A 24,118-nucleotide genomic window follows, 5' to 3' on the forward strand; every position below is an offset into this window, starting at 1 on the left:
CCTATATTCTATTAAAAGTTAGACTAATATGTAGAATTATATAAATTATAAAAAATACAAAATAAAACGAATCTAATCTATCTAAAATTCCACCATGTCCTGGAATTAAATTAGAAAAATCTTTAATATCTATACTTCTTTTAATATAACTAAAAACTAAGTCTCCAAATTGAGTAAATAAAGAAACTAAAATAGTTAAAAAAATATAGACTAATAACATTAAAGTAACATTATTATTTAAAAGTAAATCAAACATTCCTATAAAAGGAGCAAAATTTCTTGTCCAAGGAACAAAAAAGATTGTTAAAACTCAAATTAAGTTAATTATAGTACTTAAAAAAAATCCACCAATTGCTCCTTCTCAACTTTTTTTAGGACTAATAATTGGAGCTAGTTTATGTCTACCAAATCTAATACCAAATAAATAAGCAAAACTATCTGTTAGAATAATAGTTGCTCAAATTCAAATAATTGAACTAAATCCATATAATATAACATCATTTGTTTTTAAAAAACCTAAAAAGTTAATTGCTTTAAAAGCAAAAACCATAATTAATAAAACAAATAAAATTTTAGTTACTTGAATAATGTTTTTATTACAAAACTTCATTAAAAAAAATGTTGTTAAAAATAAATATAAAATAATACCAATTATTATTAAATATCAATATTCTTTTAAGTTTAAATTATTATAAACTGGAATTTTAGATTCAATACTACTAAAAGGAATTCAAAACAAAACTACTGTTAAAATTTCAAGAAATAACTTTTGGTCAAGATTTTTTATGTCAAATGAAATTAATAATTCTCTTATTGATAAAAATAAAACAGCACTACTTAAAATTAGTGAGATTAAATTATAAGCAGTTAAAAGATGAAAAGAACTATTATTAGTAAAATAATACAATATTGGAAAGGCTAAATAAAAACCTAATAACAATACTAAAACAGTTGCTGAAATTAATCTTGCTTTTAAATTTTTTTTAATTTGTTTAATACTATTTTCATCTTTAGTAGTAATTGTATTCATATCTAATTTGTCTTTCTAACTAGATTATATTTTATCATCTTACTAGATATTTTTAGTTTAGCTTATAAGTAAAAGATAAAAATAAAAAAGAACACTTAAATTAGTGTCCTTAATTAATTTTGTTCACTGTTTAAATAATCATAGTTATAGTTGTAAGTAATTTTAACTATAAGTACTAATATTATAAATTATTAATTTATTTTTGTAATTTTATTAAAATTCTTGGTGATGAAGTTAGTAGTTTGCATCCAGTTTTAGTTACTAAAACATCATCTTCAATTCTTACTCCTCCAAGATTTGGAATATAAATTCCTGGTTCAATAGTAATAGTCATATTTTCTTTTAAGACTTCACCACCTATTGAACCAACACTTGGTTCTTCATGAATTTCTACACCAATTCCATGTCCAAGTCCATGATCAAAATATTTTCCATATCCTTTTTTGTCAATATAATCATAAACTTGTTTATGAATATCTCCAGCAATTACTCCTTCTTTAACTAAACTAATTCCTAAACTTTGAGCTTCATAAACGATATTATAAATTTCAATTAATTTTGGATCAACATCACCAATTGCAATTGTTCTTGTTTGATCTGAACAATATCCATTATAAAAACAACCCATATCAATAGTAATTAATTCATTATTTTGAATAATTTTTTCACTAGGAACAGCATGAGGCATACTTCCATTTACACCACTTGCAATAATAGTGTCAAAACTAATTTTATCTGCACCAAATTCTAAAAATTTATCATCAATAAATCTTTGTAATTGTTTTTCACTAATTCCTGGTTTTATAAAATCTAGTGCTGCTTGAAATACTTGATCTGTAATATCACAAGCTTTTTTAATATTTGCTATTTCTCATTCATCTTTAATCATTCTCATTTTTGAACAATTAATTCCTACTAAATTAAAGTCTTTAAATCAATGATTTTTATATGCTTCATATTGACTAAAATAAGTTCAATCAGATTCAAATGCTAAAGTTTTAATATTATTTTTATTTAAAATTTCAATTAAATCATCTTTTAAACTTCTTGAAAAATGATGTAATTGAACATCTTTATTAATTTCTTTACTATTTTTTGCAGCAGTTATATATCTTCCATCTAAAAATAAATGACTTTCAGTTCTACTAATAATTAAATAACCTAAAGAAGAGTGAAATTTAGAAAATCAATATCTGTTTTCAGGAGAATATAAAAGAATGGCATCAGCATTATTTTTTTCTAATAATTCATTAATTATTTCATGTTTAGTCATAATAGTCCTCATTTCTTTATTTTTAATATTATATTATATTAATTTGAGATGATAATATTTAGTTTTAGTTAAAAACATCAAGATTGATTTAGTATTTTTATTTAATCAATTTCTCTTATAGAATAATATTAACCAACTACTTTTTAGGAGAAAAAATATGAAAAAAGAAATAATGGTTTCAGGAATTACTCCAAGTGGAACTATGACTTTGGGTAATTACTTAGGAGTTGTAAAACGTTTTATAAAATATCAAAATGAATATGATTTATTTATTTTTATTGCTAATTTGCATGCAATTACACTACCTCAAGAAAAAGAAAAATTGAAAAAAAACATTAAAGAAATTGCTGCTTTATATTTTGCTTGTGGATTAGATATTAATAAGACTACTATTTTTTTACAATCAGATGTTTTAGAACATGCTCAATTGGGTTGAATTTTAACAACTAACACTAGTATGGGTGAATTATCTAGAATGACTCAATTTAAAGACAAATCTTTAAAAGCTGAATCAATTAATGGAAGAGGATATATTCCAACAGGTCTATTTACTTATCCAGCTTTAATGGCAGCAGACATTTTATTATATGATCCAAAATATGTACCAGTTGGAATTGATCAAAAACAACACATTGAAATTACTAGAGATATTGCTATTAGAATGAATAATAAATATGGAGAAATGTTTAAAATTCCAGAACCTTTAATTAATAGTGAAATTAAAATTATGGATCTTCAAGATCCTAGTAAAAAAATGAGCAAATCTAGTGATAATCCAAAATCAATAATTACTTTATTAGATTCAATTGATGAAATTAAGACAAAAATTAAAGCAGCAGTTACTGATTCAGAAAATTTAATTAAATATGATTTGATTAATAAACCTGGAGTTTCTAATTTAATTACTATTTATTGTCAGTTAAAAAATATTTCAATTAAACAAGCTGAACAACATTGAAAAAATAAAAACTATAAAGATTTAAAAGATGATGTAACTCAAGCTTTAATTGATGAAATTATCCCAATTCAAACAAAATTTAAAGAACTATATAATTCAAAACAAGTTGAACAATGATTAGAACTTGGTGCTAATAAAGCTAGACATATTGCTAATAAAAAACTTAATAAAGTACAAAATTTAATGGGATTAAACTATAGTAGAAAATAAAAAGGACTTAAAATTATTTAAGTCCTTTTTTAATGAGTAATTATAAAAACAATAAATATGATCATAATTAAAATTAAAAAGATCAAAATAAATTCTCATTTATATTTAGATCAAATACTTGGTTTATATGAACTATTAGTAGGACGACACTTATCATTATTTTTATTTTCTTGAGATTGTTGATTAAATTTTTGAAAAGCTTTTTGTTGTTCAAGTAATCTTTTTCTTTGTTTTAAATAATGATCTAAATCATAAAGTTTATTTAGTTTAAAAGTTGGTGGTAAGTTAATATTATCATCAACTTCTTTTGGTAAAATTCTTGCTTTTAAATAAGCATCAATTTCATCATATAAAATACTTAATTGATATAAATTATTATGTTTATCTTCTAATAAAGAGCAAGCAAATCAGTTCTTTCCATTTAAAATTTTATGATCATTAATATAAGCTAGACATTTAAAATAATCTAGTTTTTTATCTTTAACTGAGTGAAAAAACAACTTGTTTCTATCATCTTCAAATTCATGATAAGAATAATAGTCATTAATTTTTCTAATCAATAACCTAATTCCGTTTTTAGATAAATTGTTTTTAGTTTTTTGATAAATTTTTATATGTAAAACTAAATGTTCAATTAAATTACAATAAACTAAACGATCAGATTTTTGTTCATTTATATATAATTCTCTATTTTCTTTTGATGATAAATTAGGAATTTTATCTTCATCTATATGATGTATTTCTAAGCCATATCAAGACTTTTTAATTTCTAAGTTCTCACTTATAGTGTTAAAAAATCTACTATATACAATATAATTACCTTTAACTTCTCCATATTTTATTAGCAAAAAAACAACACAAGTATCATAATCAAGTGTTAATAGATTTTCAATATCAGTTAAATTAGTTATTGTATTTTCCATATTTTGATTATATAAAACTATTTATAAAATCTTTTATTTTTTAGTTATTAATTAAAACAGTTATTAGGATTAACTAATAGTAGTTTTTAAAAAACTAAAAGATTTAAAATATCTTAAGTATTTATTAATAAAAATAAAAACAAGAGAGTATTACAAATTAATGAATTAGAAATATAAAAGAATAATTTATTTTTATATAAACTATATAATTTGTTTATGAGATATTTGTTTTAAAAAGAGATTTATTATGAAATTAAATTTTATTGAAAAAGAATATGAAATCGAACTTTCTAAAAAACGTTGTCAAGAATTATGAGATAAAGATATTATCTCTACTTTTGAAATTGGAACATAAAAAGGTTTACAACAAATTCATAAATATATTTTTCAAGATGTATTTGATTTTGCTGGAGAAATGAGAAAAGTTAATATTTCAAAAAATAATTTTATGTTTGCTTCTTTATTATTTTTAGATGATAATTTAAAAAAAATAGATAAACTACCTGAAAATACTTTTGATGAGATTATTAACAAATATGTTGAAATGAATATTTGTCATCCATTTAGAGAAGGTAATGGTAGATCAACTAGAATTTGATTAGATTTAATATTAAAAAAAAGATTAAAGTTAGTAGTTAATTGAGAGTTTATTGATAAATATAGCTATCTTTCAGCTATGATTAGATCAACTGTTAATCCAGCTGAATTAAAAGAACTATTAAAAAAACATTTAACAGATAAAATTAATGATAGAAAAACTTTTATAAAAAGTATAGTTAAATCTTATGAATATGAAGGATACTATATTAAAATTTAAATATTAAATAAGTTAGAAGTTCATTAAGAACTTTTTTAATATAAAGATAAAATATATCAAAGAATTTGAAGTTAATAAAATAAGGTTTTCTATTTTTTAGTGATTGAATTAGCTTAAAAAATATTTTTAGTTACATTATAAGACATTAATTAGTTATTCATTTAAATCATTAATAATATCATAGTAGCGTTTTTGAGTTGTAATTAAATAAAATATAACACCGCTTATAACAGTTCAATATAGTTATTAAATTGTTTAGTTATTAGACACTGCCACTAATAATTGTATTTTTAATTTGTTTTTTATCATCAATTCATTTAACAAAATTGCTTAGTGCTTGTTATTTTTTTAGTTTCTAATAGATTTTAAATTGGTTGATAAGAAATATTTATACAATATCGAATGAATTAAATATACTTCAACTTTTTCATTGCTCAAAACTTTACTGAATAAATTATTTATAATGATATGTATTTTAAGTATATCTTGATATATTAACATTTTTTTTATTTTTCATTACTTATAAAATGACTAATTTATTGTATATGAAAAAAAAATGCTTTAAAATATTATAGTTAAATAACAAATTAGTAATATAAATTAAATTCTATTCAAGGAGAATAATGGTGTATTTTTTAAAAAAGAAAAAAAACAAGATTTTAATGTATGCATTAATAGCTAGTTTAACTACTTCTTTATCATTTGGTTCAGTAATCTATTATTCTATTTCAGATGCTAATATTTCTTTTGAAACTTCTTCAAATGGAATAACTGATGCTGAATTAACTCCAATTAATAATGCAACCAATGATGCACTAATCTCAAATAGAGATAATAAATTAAAACCAAGTTCAGAAAAGTCATTAAAGAAATCTGATAAGACTAAAGAAGATAAATTAATAATTCCTGTTAAAAAAGAAAAAGAACAAGATGTAGCAAAAGTTCAACCTAAGCCTGAAATCAATAAACCTGATAGTCCAGCAGTTAGACAAACTACTAGTAGATCAAAAACTAGGATTACAATAAATGGAGTAAGTGTTGAAGCTGAGATTGAAGGACCTCCAGGTTTTCATGTTCATAAACAAGATATAGATAGAAAAATAACAAATCCTACTAAGCCTTATCAAAATCATACAGTTGGTAAAATTATTAGTATTGAAGTAACTGATGAATTGAGAAAGAGTGTTTTAAATAATGCATTATCTGCTCCTGACGGTCATGAAGATAGAGGCGCAGGCTTATTTAATAACACATTAATGCAGGTATTTGATAGTGAGCTGAAAGATGCTTCAGATGTGATAAAGGCTTTAGAAACATTAGAAGCAATTGGAAAAGTTAATTCAGAATTTTTTAAAAATAATATAGAACGCTATCAAAAATTATTAGATTCTTCTAGAGTGTCAGAATTTTTAACTGAAAAAGGTCAAAAAGAATATCCAGAATTAAAAGGTAAATTCAAAACTAAAACACAAGAATACATTTGATTAATTCATAATTTAGATCAAAAAAAATTCACTACAATAGCTTCTAGATCAGAAAAATATCTAAAAGAAGGTTTAACAATTTCACCAAGAAATGCTTTTATTAACGAGAATGGAGAAATTGACTCTTATTCATGAGGTCCACCTGGAGAATATAATACTGTAACTTCTAGAATGCAAAGAGATAATTCAACTTATAGAGTTTTTGACTATGATGCATGACAAACAAGAAGTCCTGGAGATATTGATAGTGGCAATTTTCCTGGTTGAAAAAAAGAAAATGTAACTTCTGAATTTACAAGTAAGTTTAATTTTTCTGATGGAGAAGGAATTACAATAAGTAGATTAACTAGAGAAAAACAAACTGAATCAACAGGAAAAATAAATACTGGTTTAGTTTTAGAATTAGATGTTTCTAATCCAAATGCATATAAAAAAGCTCAAAATTTAATCAAACAATTTAAAGGTCATACTGAAAAAATCACTTCCTATAGAATTAAAAATATGGGTGATGTTGATACCTCTCAAAGTTTTAAACAAATACTAGATGAACTTCCTGAAGAAATTCCACAACTAGAGCTATTCTTTTCAGATAAAGCAACAAATACAGCCAGTCTAATTGCTTTAGAAAATAAAAAAATTAAAGAATTATCTTTATTTACTAATGGAAATTCATTAAGAAATTCTTGATCATATAATCCGTTATCCTTTAGAAATACAACATATATTAACAATTTAGATTACAATGTTAGTTATGATTATCCTAAGCACGAAAAAATATCAACAAGAATCACTTTTAATACATTAGCTTTTGATAAAGATGATTATAAAAATGATCAAAATTATCAAAGAATCAATGATGGATTAAGAATGGTTTATTATGCAAGAAACAATGAACCATTTTTCCAAGGAGCATTTGGTCCTGGACTTACTCCTGATAAAAAATTAGGAGATAATAGTTATCCATCTAAATTAGACTTTTCTAGAGTAACAGGTATTAAATCATTAAGAGGTTTAATTTTTCATGATGAATATGATTCATCAAATAAATCTAGAAAAATTACTGAATTAACTTTATATAATAACGAAGACTTTTTTGAAATATCTGCAGATGAATTAGATAAAGCTAATTTAGAACATCTATCAACTGGAGAAGGAAGTCCTGAAAAACCAAAAATTAACTTTAGCAATGGAAGTTCAACTAAAGGAATAAGAATTAAAGGAACTAGTGAGTTATCTGAATCAGGTAGAAAAAATCTTGAAAAATACTTTGAATATAGTGAAAGCTTAAAATTTGCTGGTAAACAAATTCAAGTTGATTCAAGTTCAAATCAATTAAAAGAACAATTAAAATCATGAGGGTATAGTGTTTCAGATTCAAGTACTAGATCATTTACTTAATTTTAAAGGAAAGATAAATAATGAAAAAATTTAATAAATTATTAATGTTAATTTCTTCATCAACTTTACTTATTCCACTTACTTTACTTGTTTCTTGTAAACCATCAACTAGAAAAACTACTAATAAACCTTTAAATGACAATGAGTTTATAAATTTAGTTGATTCTATTAATAATGAAAATGATATTCTAAAGTATGCTGATATTAAGTTTAAAGATCCATCAGGTGATTTGATTAATAAAGAAAGTGTTTTACCTACAAGATTAAGTAATAATGATATATCAATCACTTTTAAAAATAGATATGAAAAACAAGTTAATGCTAGGGTTACTAATATAAAAATCGAACATTCTGATAATCCATTTTCTGTAGTAAATGATGCTACCATTTTTATTGAATTTAAAAATGTTTCAACAAATAAATCAAAAACCAAAAGTTTTAAAATAACTGGTTTAAATACTAAAAATACAGTTGATAGATCTGGTCATAAAGTAATTGATGAATTAGCTTATTTTGGTGGTGAAACAGGTTATACTAAATATACAAATAATAGTCAAAAAGAAAGATTTAAATTTGATAATGATAAATACATTTCTAGACTAGAATCTGAATTTGGTGGATCTAAAGGCTCTATTGATTTAAAAAGATTTAGAGGATTAGAATCTAGTGCTAATGATATTAAAAACTTTGATAAACAAGCTGAATCAAGCAATTTTGATAGTTATTATAATGCTGCATTAAAGGGATTTACCTTACCTGTTTATAAAGATGGTAAAGTTGATGGATTGAAAATCAATGATGCTTCAGAGACTATAAAAGGTCCTTCGCCAATTGATTCACTAGGTAGAATTGAAAAAGCAAAAACTAATGGACTAGCTAGAACTATACCAAATGAAATATATAAGACAGCTGCTATTCAAACTTTTCAAGTAAGTTTTAAAGGTTGAAAAGATTATGCTCAAGAAATAGCTGAGGCTGAATATTATATAAAATTATTTGAAAGATGAACTGATGATCAAATCAAGCAATATATTGCTAGACAATTATGACAATTAGAACAAAATCTTAAATATGACTTAAATTTAGTAGAAAAAGATATTGCTACAACTGATCCTGAGTTAACTACAGTAATTAAAGGATTTAATGATAAAAAAGAACAATTAAAAAAGGATTATGAAAAAGAAAAAGCAAGATTATCTTCTTTAAAAAAAGATGAATTAGTTCAATGACAAAAAGAAGAAATTGAAAAATATAAAAGGAAAAAAGAAGAAAAGATTTTTCAAACTTCTGAATCTGGAACTATGTGAATAATGGACTATCTTACTGAAGATAGTGGTAAAACTCCAACCAAGTTTTATTTTGGAACAAATTCACATGTTGCTAAAGCTATAAAAAATGATCTAATTTCAGTGTCATTAACTAGAATTAATTCTGATATAAATGTAGGTCAAACTTTTAATATAAATAGTTTTGATAAAAACTTTACAACTTTTACATTTGAAGCACAAGAAAATAAAAGCAAAATTAGTAATGCTGTTACTGCTATTTATCATGCAACTGACTTTATAAAAAAAGAAAGTAGCCCAGTTGAATTGCTAGAAAAAGAACAAAAAGAAAAATATAAAGATGCTGGAATATTTGCTGATTTTGCTGTTATTGAAATAGATTTTAAAAAACTATTAAAAACAGATGATTACAAACGTTATATTTGAAATGAAAAAATTGAAATTTCTGATAAATCTCCAAGTGATCAAGAAGGATTAATTAAAAAAATTACTAATGATTATCAAAATAGTAAATCTAAAGTTCAATTTGAATCTAATTCGCTGTTAGAAGATCAATTCTATAATACATTTGATAGAAAACTTGATTTTAATCATAACAAACCTGAAGATGTAAAAAACTATAAAGATTTAAATAGTTTTTATATTTTAGGTTATCCTTCTTCAAAAGAAGATCATTATTTAGAAAAATACTATGACCAAAAGCAATTAGATTACCAAAAATATGATTTTTCATTATGAGTAAATAGTGAATATAAATATTATAAAAATATAGTGAAAAAAGAAGGTTATACTAGTTCATTTAAAGATTATGAACTAGAAAAAGGAAATTTCTTATCATATCAAATTGGATATAGATCATTTATAGATAAACCAGGATTAACTGATGCATTTTTAGCAGTTCATAGAATCGGTAATGATTTATATACACTTTATGATGAAAAAGAAAAGAAAGTTAAACATTACTTTAATTATGGATTAGAAATACTACCAAGATTTTATGCGCCAGCTGGTGGAGCTTCTGGGTCTAGTGTTAGAACAAAAGATAATAAATTAATTGCAGTATTTCACGCAGCAAATTATGTTGCAAAAACTGGTTTAGCTGCTGTATTTAGATCTAATGGGTATGATTATAATAATCTATTTGGTAATTATAAATTAGGTCAATATGATTTAATTTATGGTGGTGGAAAAGATCAACAATTAGGAAGATCTTATAGAGAAGTTATGAATACTAAATACAATAATAAGAAGAGCGCATTATTTAGTAATGGATTCAATGAAGTTCCTGAAAATTTTAAATTTAAAGATAGCAAAGCAAAATAATATAAATTATAAGATCCTTTAGCTAATTACTAAAGGATTTTTTAATTAAAATTTTAATATTGAATATATAAAAAAAATACTTTAAAATAATCTTAAGTTAGCTTATGTTATTTTTTTTTTAATTTTTTATATTATTATAAAATGCTAAACAAAAAGAAAAACTATATTTTATTTCTAAGGAGAATAAAAGTGTATTTTTTAAAAAAGAAAAAGAATAAGATTTTAATGTATACTTTAGTTGCTAGTTTAGTTACTTCTTTATCATTTGGATCAGTAATTTATTATTCTATTTCAGATGCTAATATTTCTTTTGAAACTTCTTCAAATGGAATAACTGATGCTGAATTAACCCCAATAAATAATCCGATTGATGATGCAATAGTTTCAAATAGAGATAATAAACTAAAACCAAATCATGAAAGAATTATTAGAGAAACTGATAAAAATATTGAAAAATTAGTTATTCCTACAGTTAAAAAAGATGAAAAAATAGATGCTGCAAAACCAGAAACAAAACCAGAAATTATTAAGCCTGAAACTACTATAAATAAACCAAGTAGAGCTAAAGTAAAATCTCAAATTGTTATAAATGGAGTTACAGTTAACGCTGAAATTGAAGCACCTCCTGGATTTATTGTTCATGATCAAGACAAATCTAGAAATATTGCTAATCCAACTAGACCCTATCAAAATCATATAGTTGAAAAAATATTAAGTATTGAAGTAACACAAGCATTAAGAGATAGTGTTGTTAAAAATTCATTAACTGGTGGTGAAGGTTATGATAAAGGTGCTGGATTATTTCAAAATACACTAACTAATGTCATTTCTAGAGAAATTGAAGAAAATAAAGGTAATATTCATAAGGCCCTAGAAAATCTAGAAGCTATTTCAAAACAAAATTCAGATTTTTTTAACTCAAGTATTGAACGTTATAAAAGATTATTAGATTCTAAAAATGTAATAGAATATTTGAAACCAGAAGCAAAAATACAATATCCTAAACTAAAAGGTGAATTTAAAACTAAAACACAAGAATATCTTTGATTAATTAATAATTTAGATCATTCTAAATTTACTAAAATTGCTTCAACTTCAGAAAAATATTTAAAAGAAGGTTTAACAATTTCACCAAGAAGTGCTTTTATTAATGAAAATGGTGAAATTGATTCTCATGGATGAGGGCCACCTGATGCATATAATACAGTAACATCAAGATTACAAAAAGATAATTCTACATATAGAGTTTTTGATTATGACCAATATTATAATAGATCTTCTGATTCTATTGAAAGTGGAAATTATCCTGGATGAACTAAAAAAGATGTAACTAGTAATTATGCATCTACATATGGTTTTGAAGAAAAAAAGGGAATCACAATTAGTGAATTAACAAGAGATAAACATACTAATGCTAAAGATAAAATTAATTCTGGTTTAGTTTTAGAAATTGATGTTTCTCAAGATTATGCTTATGGTAAAACTAAAGAATTGATTAAAAAGTTTAAAGAAAAAAATCAAAAAATTACCTCATATCGAATTAAAAATATGGGTGAAGTTAATTCATCTCAAAACTTTATAGATATTCTTTCTGAACTTCCTGATGAAATTCCGCAATTAGAATTATTCTTTTCAGATAAAGCAACAAATACAGCCAGTTTAATTGCTTTAGAAAATAAAAAAATTAAAGAATTATCTTTATACACAAATGGTAATTCTTTAAGAAGATCATGATCATATAATCCATTAGCTTTAAGAAATACTACTTGAATAAATACAATTGATTATAATGTGAGTGCTGAATATTCTAAATATGCAAAAATTACAACTAGAATTACTTTTAACACATTAGCATTTGATGAAAAAGACTTTCAAGATGGTAAATATGACCGAATTAATGATGGTTTAAGAATGGTTTATTATGCTAGAAACAATGAACCATTCTTTCAAGGGGGATTTGGTCCAGGACTTAGTCCTGATAAATCATTAGGAGAAAATAGTTATCCAACTGGACTAGATTTTACAAGAATACCAAAAATTAGATCATTAAGAGGATTAAGATTTGATGATGAATATAATTCATCAAATAGATCAAGAAAAATTACAGAATTAACTTTATATAATACTGGTTCAGCATTTAATATATCAGTTGAAGAATTAAATAATGCAAACTTAGAACATTTATCAACTGGTGAAGGAAATCTTGAAAAACCAAAAATTTACTTTAGTAATGGTAATGAAACAACAAGTATTAAAATAACTGGACAAGGTACAATTACTGATAAAGGTAGAGAATATCTAAGCAAATACTTTGAATATGGTGAAAGTTTTAAAGGAAGACCACGCATAGTTGAAGTTGAATCTGGAGCTACTGAATTACAAAACCAATTAAGACAATGAGGATTTAATGTAAATGTATCTAATGGAAGAGAATTTACATAATAAAAGGAAATAATATTTTATGAAACGTGTGAATAAATTATTAGTATTATTATCTTCAACAACTTTAGCATTACCTTTAACTTTATTAGTTGCTTGTACTTCAACAAAATCATCACCAAAATCTATTGATGATAATGAGTTTTTAAAAGTAGTTGATTCTATTAAATCTGAAGAAGATCTTTTAAAATATGCTGATCTTAAGTTTAAAGATTCTAGAGGTTCTTATATTAATAAAGGTGATGTCATACCTAGTCAGTTAGAAAAAAGCCAAGTTGAAATTATATTTAAAGGTAGTTATAAAGGTCAAATTCGTGCAGAAGTTACAACTATAAATAATGATCTAAATAATAATGAATTATCAAGTAGTGTAAGACTTTATGTTGAATTTAAAAATAATAAGACAAATACAACTAAAACTATAAATTTTATAGTTAGTGGGTTAAATAAAAAGGGAGTAGTTGATCCTTTTAGAAGTAGTTCTGTTAATACTATAAGTTATTTTGATGGTGTTGGTGGGTTTGATTCATATTCTAATAAAAGCCAAAAAGATAGATTTAAATATGATAATGAAAAATATATAAATTCATTAGAAGGTCAAATTAGTCCTGATAAACCTATTAATTTAAAAACATATAGAGGTTTAGAAACTAGCAAAGAACATATCATTAAGTTTGATCAAAAAGCTAATGAAAGTAATTTTGATACTTATTATAACGCTGCATTAAAAGGATTTACTTTACCAGTTTATGATGATAAAGGTGCTGTAAAAGGATTACAAATTAATGATGGTCCTGAAATAAATAAAGGTCCTTCAACAGTTGATTCATTAGGAAGAGATAGATTTAAAACTAATGGTTTAGCTAGAACCATTCCAAATGAAACATATAAAACTGCTGCTATTCAAACTTTTCAAGTAAGTTTTACAGCTCATAAAGATTATGCTACTGAAATCGAAGAAGCTGAAGATAATATAAAATTATTTGAATCATGAGATGATAAGCAAATTAAAAATTACATCGATATTCAACTAAAACAGTTAAAATTGAATTTTGAAGATGAATCTGGACAAATAGATAAACAAATAGCAACTACTAATAGAGAAAATACAGGTATAATAGATAATCTTCAAAAACAAAAAAATGAATTGGAGTCAAAATATAAAAAAGATAAAGATGAGATATCTAAATTAGGCAAAGATGGTTTAGTTAAATGACAACAAAAACAAATTCAAGAATATAAAAAGAAAAAAGAATTAAAGAAATTTCAAGCTTCTGAATCAGGAACAATGTGAATAATGGATTATTTAACTGAAAATGGTGGCAAAAATCCAACTAAGTTCTATTTTGGAACAAATTCTCACGTTGCTAAAGCACTTAAAGATGATTTATTATCAGTATCATTAACTAGATTAAATTCAAATATTAGTGTTGGTCAAACATTTAATTTAAATGGTTATGATAAAAACTTTACTAAATTTGTATTTACTCCAAAAAATAGTAAAAAAATAACTGATGCAATTACTACAATTTTTCATGCAACTGATTTTATAAAAGAGGAATCAAATCCATTAAAAATGCTTGAAGATAAGCAAAAAGAAAAATATAAAGATGCTGGAATATTTGCAGATTTTGCTGTTATTGAAGTCGATTTTTCAAAGCTATTAAATGATAGTGAATATACTCATACAGTTTGAACTGAATCTAGAGATATAACTTCTGGTTATGAAACTGATAAAGATAAATTAATTTCTAATATTACTAATGACTATGCAGGTAATAATTCTAAAAAAGTTCAATTTGTTTCTGATTCATTGCTAGATAAAACTTATTATGATAAATATGACAGAAAACTAGATTTTGATAAGAATAATTCTAGTGAATTAGAAGAATATAAAAAACTAGAAAGTCTATACATAGTTGGTTATCCAACAGCAAATGAAGATTATTATTTAGATCAATATGAAGATCGTACTCAATTAAGTACTAAAAAATATGATTTTTCATTATGAGTAAATAGTGAATCTAAATATTATAAAAAACTTGCTAATAAAGAAGGTTATACTAGTTCATTTAGTAAAGATGAATTAGAAAAAGGAAATTTCTTATCATATCAAATTGGATATAGATCATTTATTGATAAACCAGGATTAACTGATGCATTTTTAGCAGCACATAGAGTTGGTAAAAAGCTATATACATTAAATGAAAAAAATAATGGACAATCAAAGAAATACTTTAACTATGGTTTAGAAATATTACCAAGATTTTATGCACCAGCTGGTGGGGCTAGTGGATCAAGTGTTAGAACAAAAGATAATAAATTATTAGCTGTATATCATGCAGCTAATAATATTGCAAAAACTGGATTAGCAGCCACATTCAGATCAAATGGTTATAATTACAAAGGTTTATTTGGTGAATATAATTTAGGTCAATATGACTTGATATATGGTGGTGGAAAAGATCAACAATTAGGAAGATCTTATAGAGAAGTTATGAATACTAAATACAATAATAAGAAGAGCGCATTATTTAGTAATGGATTCAATGAAGTTCCTGAAAATTTTAAATTTAAAGATAGCAAAGCAAAATAATATAAATTATAAGATCCTTTAGCTAATTACTAAAGGATTTTTTAATTAAAATTTTAATATTGAATATATAAAAAAAATACTTTAAAATAATCTTAAGTTAGCTTATGTTATTTTTTTTTTAATTTTTTATATTATTATAAAATGCTAAACAAAAAGAAAAACTATATTTTATTTCTAAGGAGAATAAAAGTGTATTTTTTAAAAAAGAAAAAGAATAAGATTTTAATGTATACTTTAGTTGCTAGTTTAGTTACTTCTTTATCATTTGGATCAGTAATTTATTATTCTATTTCAGATGCTAATATTTCTTTTGAAACTTCTTCAAATGGAATAACTGATGCTGAATTAACCCCAATAAATAATCCGATTGATGATGCAATAGTTTCAAATAGAGATAATAAATTAAAACCAAGTGAAGAAAAAATCATCAAAGAAACCGAAAAGAAAATTGAAGAAAAAATAATAATACCACCTGCTAAAAAAGAAGAAAAAATAGAAGCGGCAAAACCAATACCAAAACCAGTAGTAAGAAAGCCTGAAACAAAAATAACTTCACCAAAAATAACTAGAAGAAAACAAACTATTATAATTGCTGGAATTGAAGTTGAAGCCGAAATTGAAGGACCACCAGGATTTGTAACTCATCAAAGAGATAAAGACAAAAAAATATCAAATCCAACAAAACCATATCAAAACCACACTGTTAATAAAATACTTAGTGTTAAAGTAACTACTAAACTAAAAGAGCAAGTTGCTAAAGACGCTTTAAATGGTGGTGGGGGTTATGATAAAGGTGCAGGATTATTTAACAATAGTATTTTTAATGTACTTAAACAAGAATTTAATTCTGGTAAAGAATTGAATGATATTTTAAGCACTCTTGAATCAGTAGCACGTCAAAACTCTGGTGCTTTTCAAAATACTTTAGAACGTTATAAAAAATTGTTAGATTCACCAAATGTTATAAATTTCTTAAAATCTGAAGCACAAAAAGAATATCCAAAACTAAAATCTAAATTTCAAACTAAAAATCAAGAATATATTTGATTAATTGCTAATTTAGATCAGTCTAAATTCACAAAAATAGCATCAACTTCAGAAAAATATTTAGAAAAAGGATTAACAATCTCTCCAAGAAGTGCATTTATTAACGAAGCTGGTGAAATTGATTCTAATGGTTGAGGACCACCAGATGAATATAATACTGTAACTTCAAGATTAAGAAGAGATAATTCTGAATATAGAGTCTTTGATTATGATGAATATTATAATAGATCATCAGATAAAATAGCAAATGGAACTTATCCAGGTTGAGTTAAAAAAGATGTTAGTGAAGAATATAGTAAAAAGTATAATTTCAAAGCAAGTGATGGAATTAGATTTAGTAAATTAGAAAGAATAAATCCAAATCCAGCTAAGGGTAAACTTAACTCAGGACTAGTATTAGATTTAGATGTTTCAAATGATGAAGCTTATAGAAGATCTAAAGAATTAATAGAAAAACTTCAAAAAGATGGTGAACAAATCACTTCTTATAGAATAAAAAATATGGGTGAGAAAAACTCAGATCAAGCATTTAAAGATATATTAGCTGCACTTCCAAAAAACATTCAACAATTAGAATTGTTCTTCTCAGATAAAGCAACAAATACAGCTAGTTTAATTGCTTTAGAAAATAAAAATATTAAAGAATTATCATTATACACTAGTGGAAATTCATTAAAAAAAGCTTGATCATATAATCCATTAGCTTTAAGAAATACAACTTGAATTAATACAATAGATTATAATGTAAGTGCTGAATATTCTAGTTATGACAAAATTACAACTAGAATTACTTTTAACACTTTAGCATTTGATCAAGAAGACTTTAAAAATGGTAGTTATGAAAGAATTAATGATGGATTAAGAATGGTGTATTATGCAAGAAATAATGAACCATTCTTCCAAGGTGGACATGGACCTGGATTAGAGCCTGATAAAAAATTAGGACAAAATAGTTACCCAACAGGTTTAGACTTTTCTAGAGTTATAGGTATTAAATCATTAAAAGGACTAAGATTTGATGATGATTTAGATACTTCAAATGAACCAAGAAAAATTACTGAATTAACCTTATATAATAATGAATCTTACTTTGAAATTTCTTCTGATGAATTAAATGAAGCTAACTTACAACATTTATCAACTGGAGAAGGAAATCCTGAAAAACCAAAAATTCATTTTAGTAATGGAAATAACACAACAAGTATAAGAATTTCTGGAAAAACTCTATTATCTGATGAAGGAAGAAAAAACTTAGATAAATACTTGGAATATAATGAATCACTTAGAAATTCAGGAAAACAAATTCAAATACCAAGCGGATCTGATGAACTAAAAAAACAATTAGAAGGTTGAGGTTATAAAGTTTCAACTGCTTCTGATAGATCGTTTACATAATAAAAAAAGGAATATGTAACCTATGAAAAGATTGAATAAATTATTGATGTATATATCATCATCAACACTTTTACTCCCGATTACTTTATTAGTTGCTTGTACTCCTTCTAAAGTAGTTGCTAAACCAATTAATGATGATGAATTTAATAAACTTATTGATTCTATAAAAACTGAAAATGATCTTTTAAAATACGCTGATATTAGAATTAAAAATTCTAGTGGTGCAGATACTAAAAAAGAAGACATAATACCTTCACAATTAAAAAATGAAAATATAAGTATAACTTTCAAAGGTAAATATCAAGGACAAATTAGCGCAGTAGTTACAAATGTAGATGTTGATAGAACAAACCCTTTTGCAATACAAAAAGAAGCTACAATATTTGCTCAATTTAAAAATCTTAAAACAAATACAACTAGATCTATAAATTTTATTATTAAAGGATTAAATCAAAAAGGTAACTTCGATGCTTCTGGAAATAGAGTAGTTGATGATTTAGCATACTTTGGTGGATCTGACGGTTACGATCAATATGCTAAAAAAGACCAAAAACAAAGATTTGATTATGATAATGAAAGATATATGACTAGATTGAAAAGACAATTTGGCGATGGTTCGGGTTCAATAGATTTAAAAAAATATAGAGGACTAAATACTAAGCAAGAACATATTAAAAAATTTGATGAGCAAGCTAAAAATAGTAATTTTGACACTTATTATAATGCTGCTTTGAAGGGATTTACTTTACCTGTATATGGTGAAGATGGAAATGTTAAAGGTTTACAAATTAATGATGGTCCAGAAGTAGGAAAGGGTCCTTCAGAGTTGGATTCTCTTGGTAGAAATGAAAAAGCTAGAACTGTTGGTTTAGCTAGAACGTTACCTAATGATATGTATAAAACAGCAGCTATTCAAACTTTTCAAACCAACTTTACTATCTATAAGGATTATGAAAAAGAAATAGAAGAAGCAGAAGATAATATAAAATTATTTGATTCTTGAAATGAACAAGAAATTCAAAGTTATATTTCAGAACAGTTAACACAATTAAGGCTAAATTATGAAGATGAAGTTTTTCAAATAGACAAACAAATTTCTGAAACTCAAGATGATCGAACTACTATATTATCTGGTCTTAAAGAAAAGAGAAAAAAAATTGAAGAAGAATATCAAAAAGATGTAGCTAAAATATCAGGTCTGGATAAACAAGGTCTTAAAAAATGACAAGAAGAAGAAATAGAAAAATATAAAGAAAAGAAAAAAGAAAAAACATTCCAAATTTCAGAATCAGGAACTATGTGAATAATGGATTACTTAAATGAAGATGATGGTAAAAGCCCAACCAAATTCTATTTTGGAACAAATTCACACGTTGCTAAAGGGATTAAAGATGGGATGGTTTCATTTTCTTTAACAAGAATAAATTCAAATGTTAAAGTAGGACAAACTTTTGGTTTAAATGGACATGATAGCAATTTTACAAAATTTACATTTTCTCCAATCAATAATAATAAACTTGAAGATGCTGTTACTGCAATTTTTCATGCTACTGATTTTATAAAAGAAAATAGTAGTCCTGTAAAATTGTTGCAAGATGACCAAAAAACTAAATATAGTGATGTCGGAATATTTGCTGATTTTGCTGTTGTTGAAGTTGATTTTAAAGAGCTTTTAGATACAAGCAAATATTCACATTCTGTATGAAGTTCTTCTAATGATATATCAAATACATATGAAAAAGAACAAGATAAATTAATTAGTAAAATAACCAATGATTATGCTAAAAGTGGGCAAAAAATTAAATTTGTTTCAGATTCATTGTTAGAAAAAGAAAATTATGAAAAGTTTGATAGACCACTTGATTTTAATCCTAATAAAGAAGAAGAATTGAAGAAATATAATGATCTAGATAGTTTATTTATAGTCGGTTATCCTACAGCTTATAAAGATTTTTATTTAGATAGATATGAAGATGAAAAACAACTAAAAAATAAAAAATATGATTTTTCATTATGAATTAATAGTGAGTACAAATTCTATAATAAACTAATTAATAAGGAAGGATCAACTAGTTCATTTAAAGATTATGAAACTAAAAAAGGAAACTTCTTTTCATATCAAATTGGTTACCGTTCATTTATTGATAAACCAGGACTAACTGATGCATTTATAACAGCTAATAAAGTCGGTAAAAAATTATATTCATTAAATGATAAAAAACAAGAAAAAACTAAGAGATATTTTAACTACGGATTAGAAATAATGCCAAGATTTTATGCACCAGCTGGTGGGGCTTCTGGTTCTAGTGTTAGAACAAAAGATAATAAACTATTAGCCACATATCACGCGTCAAATGAAACAGCAAGAACAGGATTAGCTGTAGCGTTTAGATCTAATGGTTATGACTATAATAATTTATTTGGTAATTATAAATTAGGGCAATATGATTTAATTTATGGTGGAGGAAAAGACCAAGCTGAAGGTAAGTCATATAGAGAAGTTATGAATTCTATGTATAAGGGTAAAAAAAGTGCATTATTTGATAAAGGATTTGAACAAAAGGATGTTCCGACTGAATTTCAATTTAAAAATGATAAAGGAAAGTAATCTGATAAATATACTTTTCATCTATTCAAGGAGACAAGATAAATGATTTCTTTAAAAGTTGAACAACAAAAATTTTATGATGATGGTTCAAACTTAATACTAGAGACAAAAAAGAATAAAATAGTATCTATTTATAAAACTATTGTTCTTTCATTCTTTTTTGTATCAATGTCATTGTTACTATTTTTATCAAATTATTCAATCTTTAATAAAAATATAGAAAATTCATACCAATTTCTATTTAATTTTTCTCAACCAGCATTTGAACAATATAACTGAGTAGTACTTTTTAGAATTTGTTTATTAGGATTTTTATATTTTTATGGATTAAAAAAAGCTTATATAAATATAGAACCAAACAAACCATATTTAAAACAATACACGATTTGATTTAGTTTATATTTAATAACTAGTATTTCTGCATTTATATTATTTTTTACTTATTCACCATTAGAAGCACAAAATATAATTAATCTAATTTATAGTTTAATCGGTTTATTATTAATAGATATTTCTTATGTGTTATTTAAATATAAAACAAGAAAAAAATTAAACCCATTAGTATATCAAAATAAATGAAGTTTAATTGTTGATTTAATTAGTAGAGCAATTTTAGTTAGTTTAGTTTTAACTATTTTTCTAGTTTGAATAAATCAAGGTGGAACAGCTTATGAAATGCTAGCTAATAATAAGTTTTATGAGTATGTATTAAACTTATTTGGAATTAAAAACTTTTTAAACTTTTTAATTATTATTACTAGTTTTATATTTATTGGTTTATTGTTTATTGGATTAAATATTTATACTATTTTAAAAATAGTTTATAAACAATTTAGTTTTGAAATTATTAGAGATAAGTTGAATTTTTATTTAACTGGAGTAATTGTTGTATTTATTTGATTAATAAGTTTAGTATTTTTAAAAATACCATCAACTCATGAAGTGTTTGTAAAAAATGATAACTTAGAATATTTATACTTATTATTTTCTTTATTAAACATTATTATTACTATTGTTTATTTATGATTTAAACAATTTAAAAATAGATTAAATAGTCCTTTAATTAAGATCAGTTATTTAACTATTTTTCATTTTATTATTTGAACTGTATTTATGGTTGCTAGTTTTTTAACAACAAGTACAACTGTAAGTATGATTAACTTATTAATTACTATTGTTTTAGTTGCTATTAGTTATTATTGACATATTAAATCATCAAGATTTAACAACTATTATAATTACTTATTAATTACTTTAAATGTAATAATGATTTTTATAATAAGTTTAGTATTTGGATTTAATCAAATATTACTATCACATAATAATAAAAACTTATTTATTATTCCTTTAAAAGCTAATTTATTACAAATTATAAGTATTTTTATAGTAGCATTTCAAATTATTAATGTAATTTATCCATTAACTTATATGTTAATCACAAGTATTAAAATTTCTAAAACTTTTAAAAAGGAGCTAAATCATGAAACACAAAAACAAACAAACTAGTGATCAATCTTTTATGGTTTTTGACTTATATGAACAAATAGTTAATGCTAATAATTACATTGATTATCAAAAACTACTAGCAACAGTGTTATTAGAAAATCAAATTGGTTTTGATTCAAAAGTATATAAAGAATTTGAAAATTCATACTTATTAGGATTAAAAAATCATTATGATTTAGTATTAAGAGATTTTGTAATTACTTTTAATGTTAATTTAAAAATTAGTAGCGATTTATTAGTACCAATGATTAGTGCATCTGAAAGTAGTAATACTGAAGCTATAAACTTAAAACAAAGTAAAGATGAACAATATAATAAATTTTTAAATACTTTTAATGATTGTTTAATTTCACTAATTAAACAAGATTTATGTGTTGAAATTTTTCCAAAAATAATTATTTTTAAATCTAAAAACACTGATAAATTAAAAATTATATTTGATAAAACTAAAGTTTTAACTAGAGGTTAATATGGATTTAAAAAAAGTAGAAACCAAGTTAAATAACTTAAAAACTATTCAACAAAGATTAAATAATGAAAAAAACATTTTGCTAATAGATATGATTAAACAAAATGCTTTATTAAATTATTATGTTAAAAATGCTTTGTGAAATCAAAATATTATTTCATTATTACAAACTGAATATAAAATTAAAAATAATTTAATCAATGAAAATAAAGCTAGTAAAAATAAATTAATTAATAAATTAAAAGATTTTATTTCTCAACCAAAAGAATTATGAATTTATGTTACTGAAGAGCAAAAATATTCAACAGATTCTTATTCAAGATATGAAAAACATATTTTAAATAACATTAAAAAAAGTAGTGCTGATTTTATTACTATTGGAGATCGTGCTAAAGAGTTTTGTAGTCAAAATAAGTTAAATGTAATTTATAATGTTGATCAAAAACAAACTATTTCAAAACTTTCTTGAATTTTAACTTTAATTATAAAATTTTTATTTTCTCAATATAATTATCAAAGTTTACATTTTGTAATTAATTCTAATAAAAATAAAGATAATAATTTTATTATTCTTCCATTAACTAAGTTTAATGTAAATAGTTTAAGTGAAACTGAAAATAAATTCGACTTAACAAATATTAAAGAATTTAAAATCTTTCCAGATATTGATAATTATATTCAAACTCAAATTGATAACTTTATAGAAAATTCAATTCAATCTTTATTAGTTGAATCATCATTTTATAAAACTAAAAATGAATTGATTAAAACTAATAAAACTATTAATGAAGTAGATGAAGAAGTTAAAAAGTTAAATAAGAAAATTATTAGAATTAAACGTGAAAAAGAAATTGAAGAAATTGTTTTACTAACAAGTAATAATAAAAGATTTTTAATCAGGAGAGATCAATAATGGCTTTTAGTGTTGAAATTAATTTTATTGAAAATAAGCAAACTATTAATTTTAATAAAGCAATTGTTTATTTTAATGCTGATGAAGAAAATGAATGAATTTCATTAAATAATAACTCTATTTTAGGTTATGAAATTATGTTATTAAAAATCTTAGATTTATCTAATAATCAAGAAAAATACTTATTTGTAAATAATGTAAATATTATGGTTAAAAATAATCATGTTGTAATTAATACTTTTTCAAAACAAAACTTTTTAATTAGAACAAATCGTAAGAAAAAATATCAAGAACAATTAAAAGAATTACATAAACAAATTACTATCTTACAAGCAAATCAAACAATTGGTTTAACTATAGATTCTTTATTAGAATTAAAAAGATTAAAAAATAAATATTATGTTTTAAAATTAAAAAATTTATTACAGTTAAAAGGAGAATAA

At 23.6% G+C, this 24,118-nt stretch carries 15 protein-coding genes; 12 read left to right on the forward strand and 3 right to left on the reverse strand.

Annotated elements, in window-relative coordinates:
* Position 1 precedes the first annotated feature (1 nt).
* Positions 2–1,030, reverse strand: coding sequence for a phosphatidate cytidylyltransferase (locus MSB_RS01725; RefSeq protein WP_013447658.1), 1,029 nt, complete (start codon positions 1,028–1,030; stop codon positions 2–4).
* Between the two features lie 196 nt (positions 1,031–1,226).
* Entirely contained in the window at positions 1,227–2,303 is a 1,077-nt protein-coding gene (locus MSB_RS01730) for a M24 family metallopeptidase (RefSeq protein WP_013447659.1), read from the reverse strand.
* 157 nt (positions 2,304–2,460) lie between these two features.
* Between MSB_RS01730 and trpS the strand changes: the two genes are divergently transcribed.
* Complete coding sequence (trpS, locus tag MSB_RS01735) at positions 2,461–3,471, forward strand: tryptophan--tRNA ligase (protein ID WP_013447660.1); 1,011 nt, start codon at positions 2,461–2,463, stop codon at positions 3,469–3,471.
* A gap of 29 nt (positions 3,472–3,500) precedes the next feature.
* Here the strand turns inward: trpS and MSB_RS01740 are convergent, their stop codons facing one another.
* Positions 3,501–4,394, reverse strand: coding sequence for a hypothetical protein (locus MSB_RS01740; protein ID WP_013447661.1), 894 nt, complete (start codon positions 4,392–4,394; stop codon positions 3,501–3,503).
* A gap of 370 nt (positions 4,395–4,764) precedes the next feature.
* Here MSB_RS01740 and MSB_RS01745 point away from each other — a divergent pair, with 370 nt between their 5' ends.
* The 11 genes from MSB_RS01745 (at position 4,765) to MSB_RS01795 (ending at position 24,118) form a co-directional block, all read left to right on the forward strand.
* Positions 4,765–5,211: a Fic/DOC family protein gene (locus tag MSB_RS01745; RefSeq protein WP_456298998.1), complete on the forward strand. Its 447-nt coding sequence runs from the start codon at positions 4,765–4,767 to the stop codon at positions 5,209–5,211.
* A 626-nt stretch (positions 5,212–5,837) separates the two neighbouring features.
* A complete protein-coding gene (locus tag MSB_RS01750; RefSeq protein ID WP_041362503.1) occupies positions 5,838–8,093 on the forward strand; it encodes a putative immunoglobulin-blocking virulence protein in 2,256 nt (751 codons plus the stop codon).
* 20 nt (positions 8,094–8,113) lie between these two features.
* Complete coding sequence (gene mip, locus MSB_RS01755; RefSeq protein WP_013447664.1) at positions 8,114–10,702, forward strand: Ig-specific serine endopeptidase MIP; 2,589 nt, start codon at positions 8,114–8,116, stop codon at positions 10,700–10,702.
* Between the two features lie 189 nt (positions 10,703–10,891).
* Positions 10,892–13,144 (forward strand): putative immunoglobulin-blocking virulence protein, encoded by a 2,253-nt coding sequence (locus MSB_RS01760; protein ID WP_013447665.1) that lies wholly within the window; start codon positions 10,892–10,894, stop codon positions 13,142–13,144.
* Between the two features lie 19 nt (positions 13,145–13,163).
* A complete protein-coding gene (mip, locus tag MSB_RS01765) occupies positions 13,164–15,737 on the forward strand; it encodes an Ig-specific serine endopeptidase MIP (RefSeq protein ID WP_013447666.1) in 2,574 nt (857 codons plus the stop codon).
* A 189-nt stretch (positions 15,738–15,926) separates the two neighbouring features.
* Positions 15,927–18,179, forward strand: coding sequence for a putative immunoglobulin-blocking virulence protein (locus MSB_RS01770; protein WP_013447667.1), 2,253 nt, complete (start codon positions 15,927–15,929; stop codon positions 18,177–18,179).
* 22 nt (positions 18,180–18,201) lie between these two features.
* On the forward strand, positions 18,202–20,787 hold the full coding sequence (mip, locus tag MSB_RS01775; RefSeq protein WP_013447668.1) for an Ig-specific serine endopeptidase MIP: 2,586 nt from the start codon (positions 18,202–18,204) through the stop codon (positions 20,785–20,787).
* 42 nt (positions 20,788–20,829) lie between these two features.
* A complete protein-coding gene (locus MSB_RS01780; RefSeq protein WP_013447669.1) occupies positions 20,830–22,293 on the forward strand; it encodes an MSC_0624 family F1-like ATPase-associated membrane protein in 1,464 nt (487 codons plus the stop codon).
* A complete protein-coding gene (locus MSB_RS01785; RefSeq protein ID WP_013447670.1) occupies positions 22,268–22,762 on the forward strand; it encodes a DUF2714 domain-containing protein in 495 nt (164 codons plus the stop codon). Before MSB_RS01780 ends, MSB_RS01785 begins: the two co-directional genes overlap by 26 nt.
* 1 nt (position 22,763) lies before the next feature.
* Positions 22,764–23,675: an MSC_0622 family F1-like ATPase gamma subunit gene (locus tag MSB_RS01790; RefSeq protein ID WP_013447671.1), complete on the forward strand. Its 912-nt coding sequence runs from the start codon at positions 22,764–22,766 to the stop codon at positions 23,673–23,675.
* Positions 23,675–24,118: an MSC_0621 family F1-like ATPase epsilon subunit gene (locus MSB_RS01795; protein WP_013447672.1), complete on the forward strand. Its 444-nt coding sequence runs from the start codon at positions 23,675–23,677 to the stop codon at positions 24,116–24,118. Before MSB_RS01790 ends, MSB_RS01795 begins: the two co-directional genes overlap by 1 nt.

Origin of the sequence: Mycoplasma leachii PG50 (assembly GCF_000183365.1) — a bacterium.
GTDB classification, from domain to species: Bacteria; Bacillota_I; Bacilli_A; order Mycoplasmatales; family Mycoplasmataceae; genus Mycoplasma; species Mycoplasma leachii.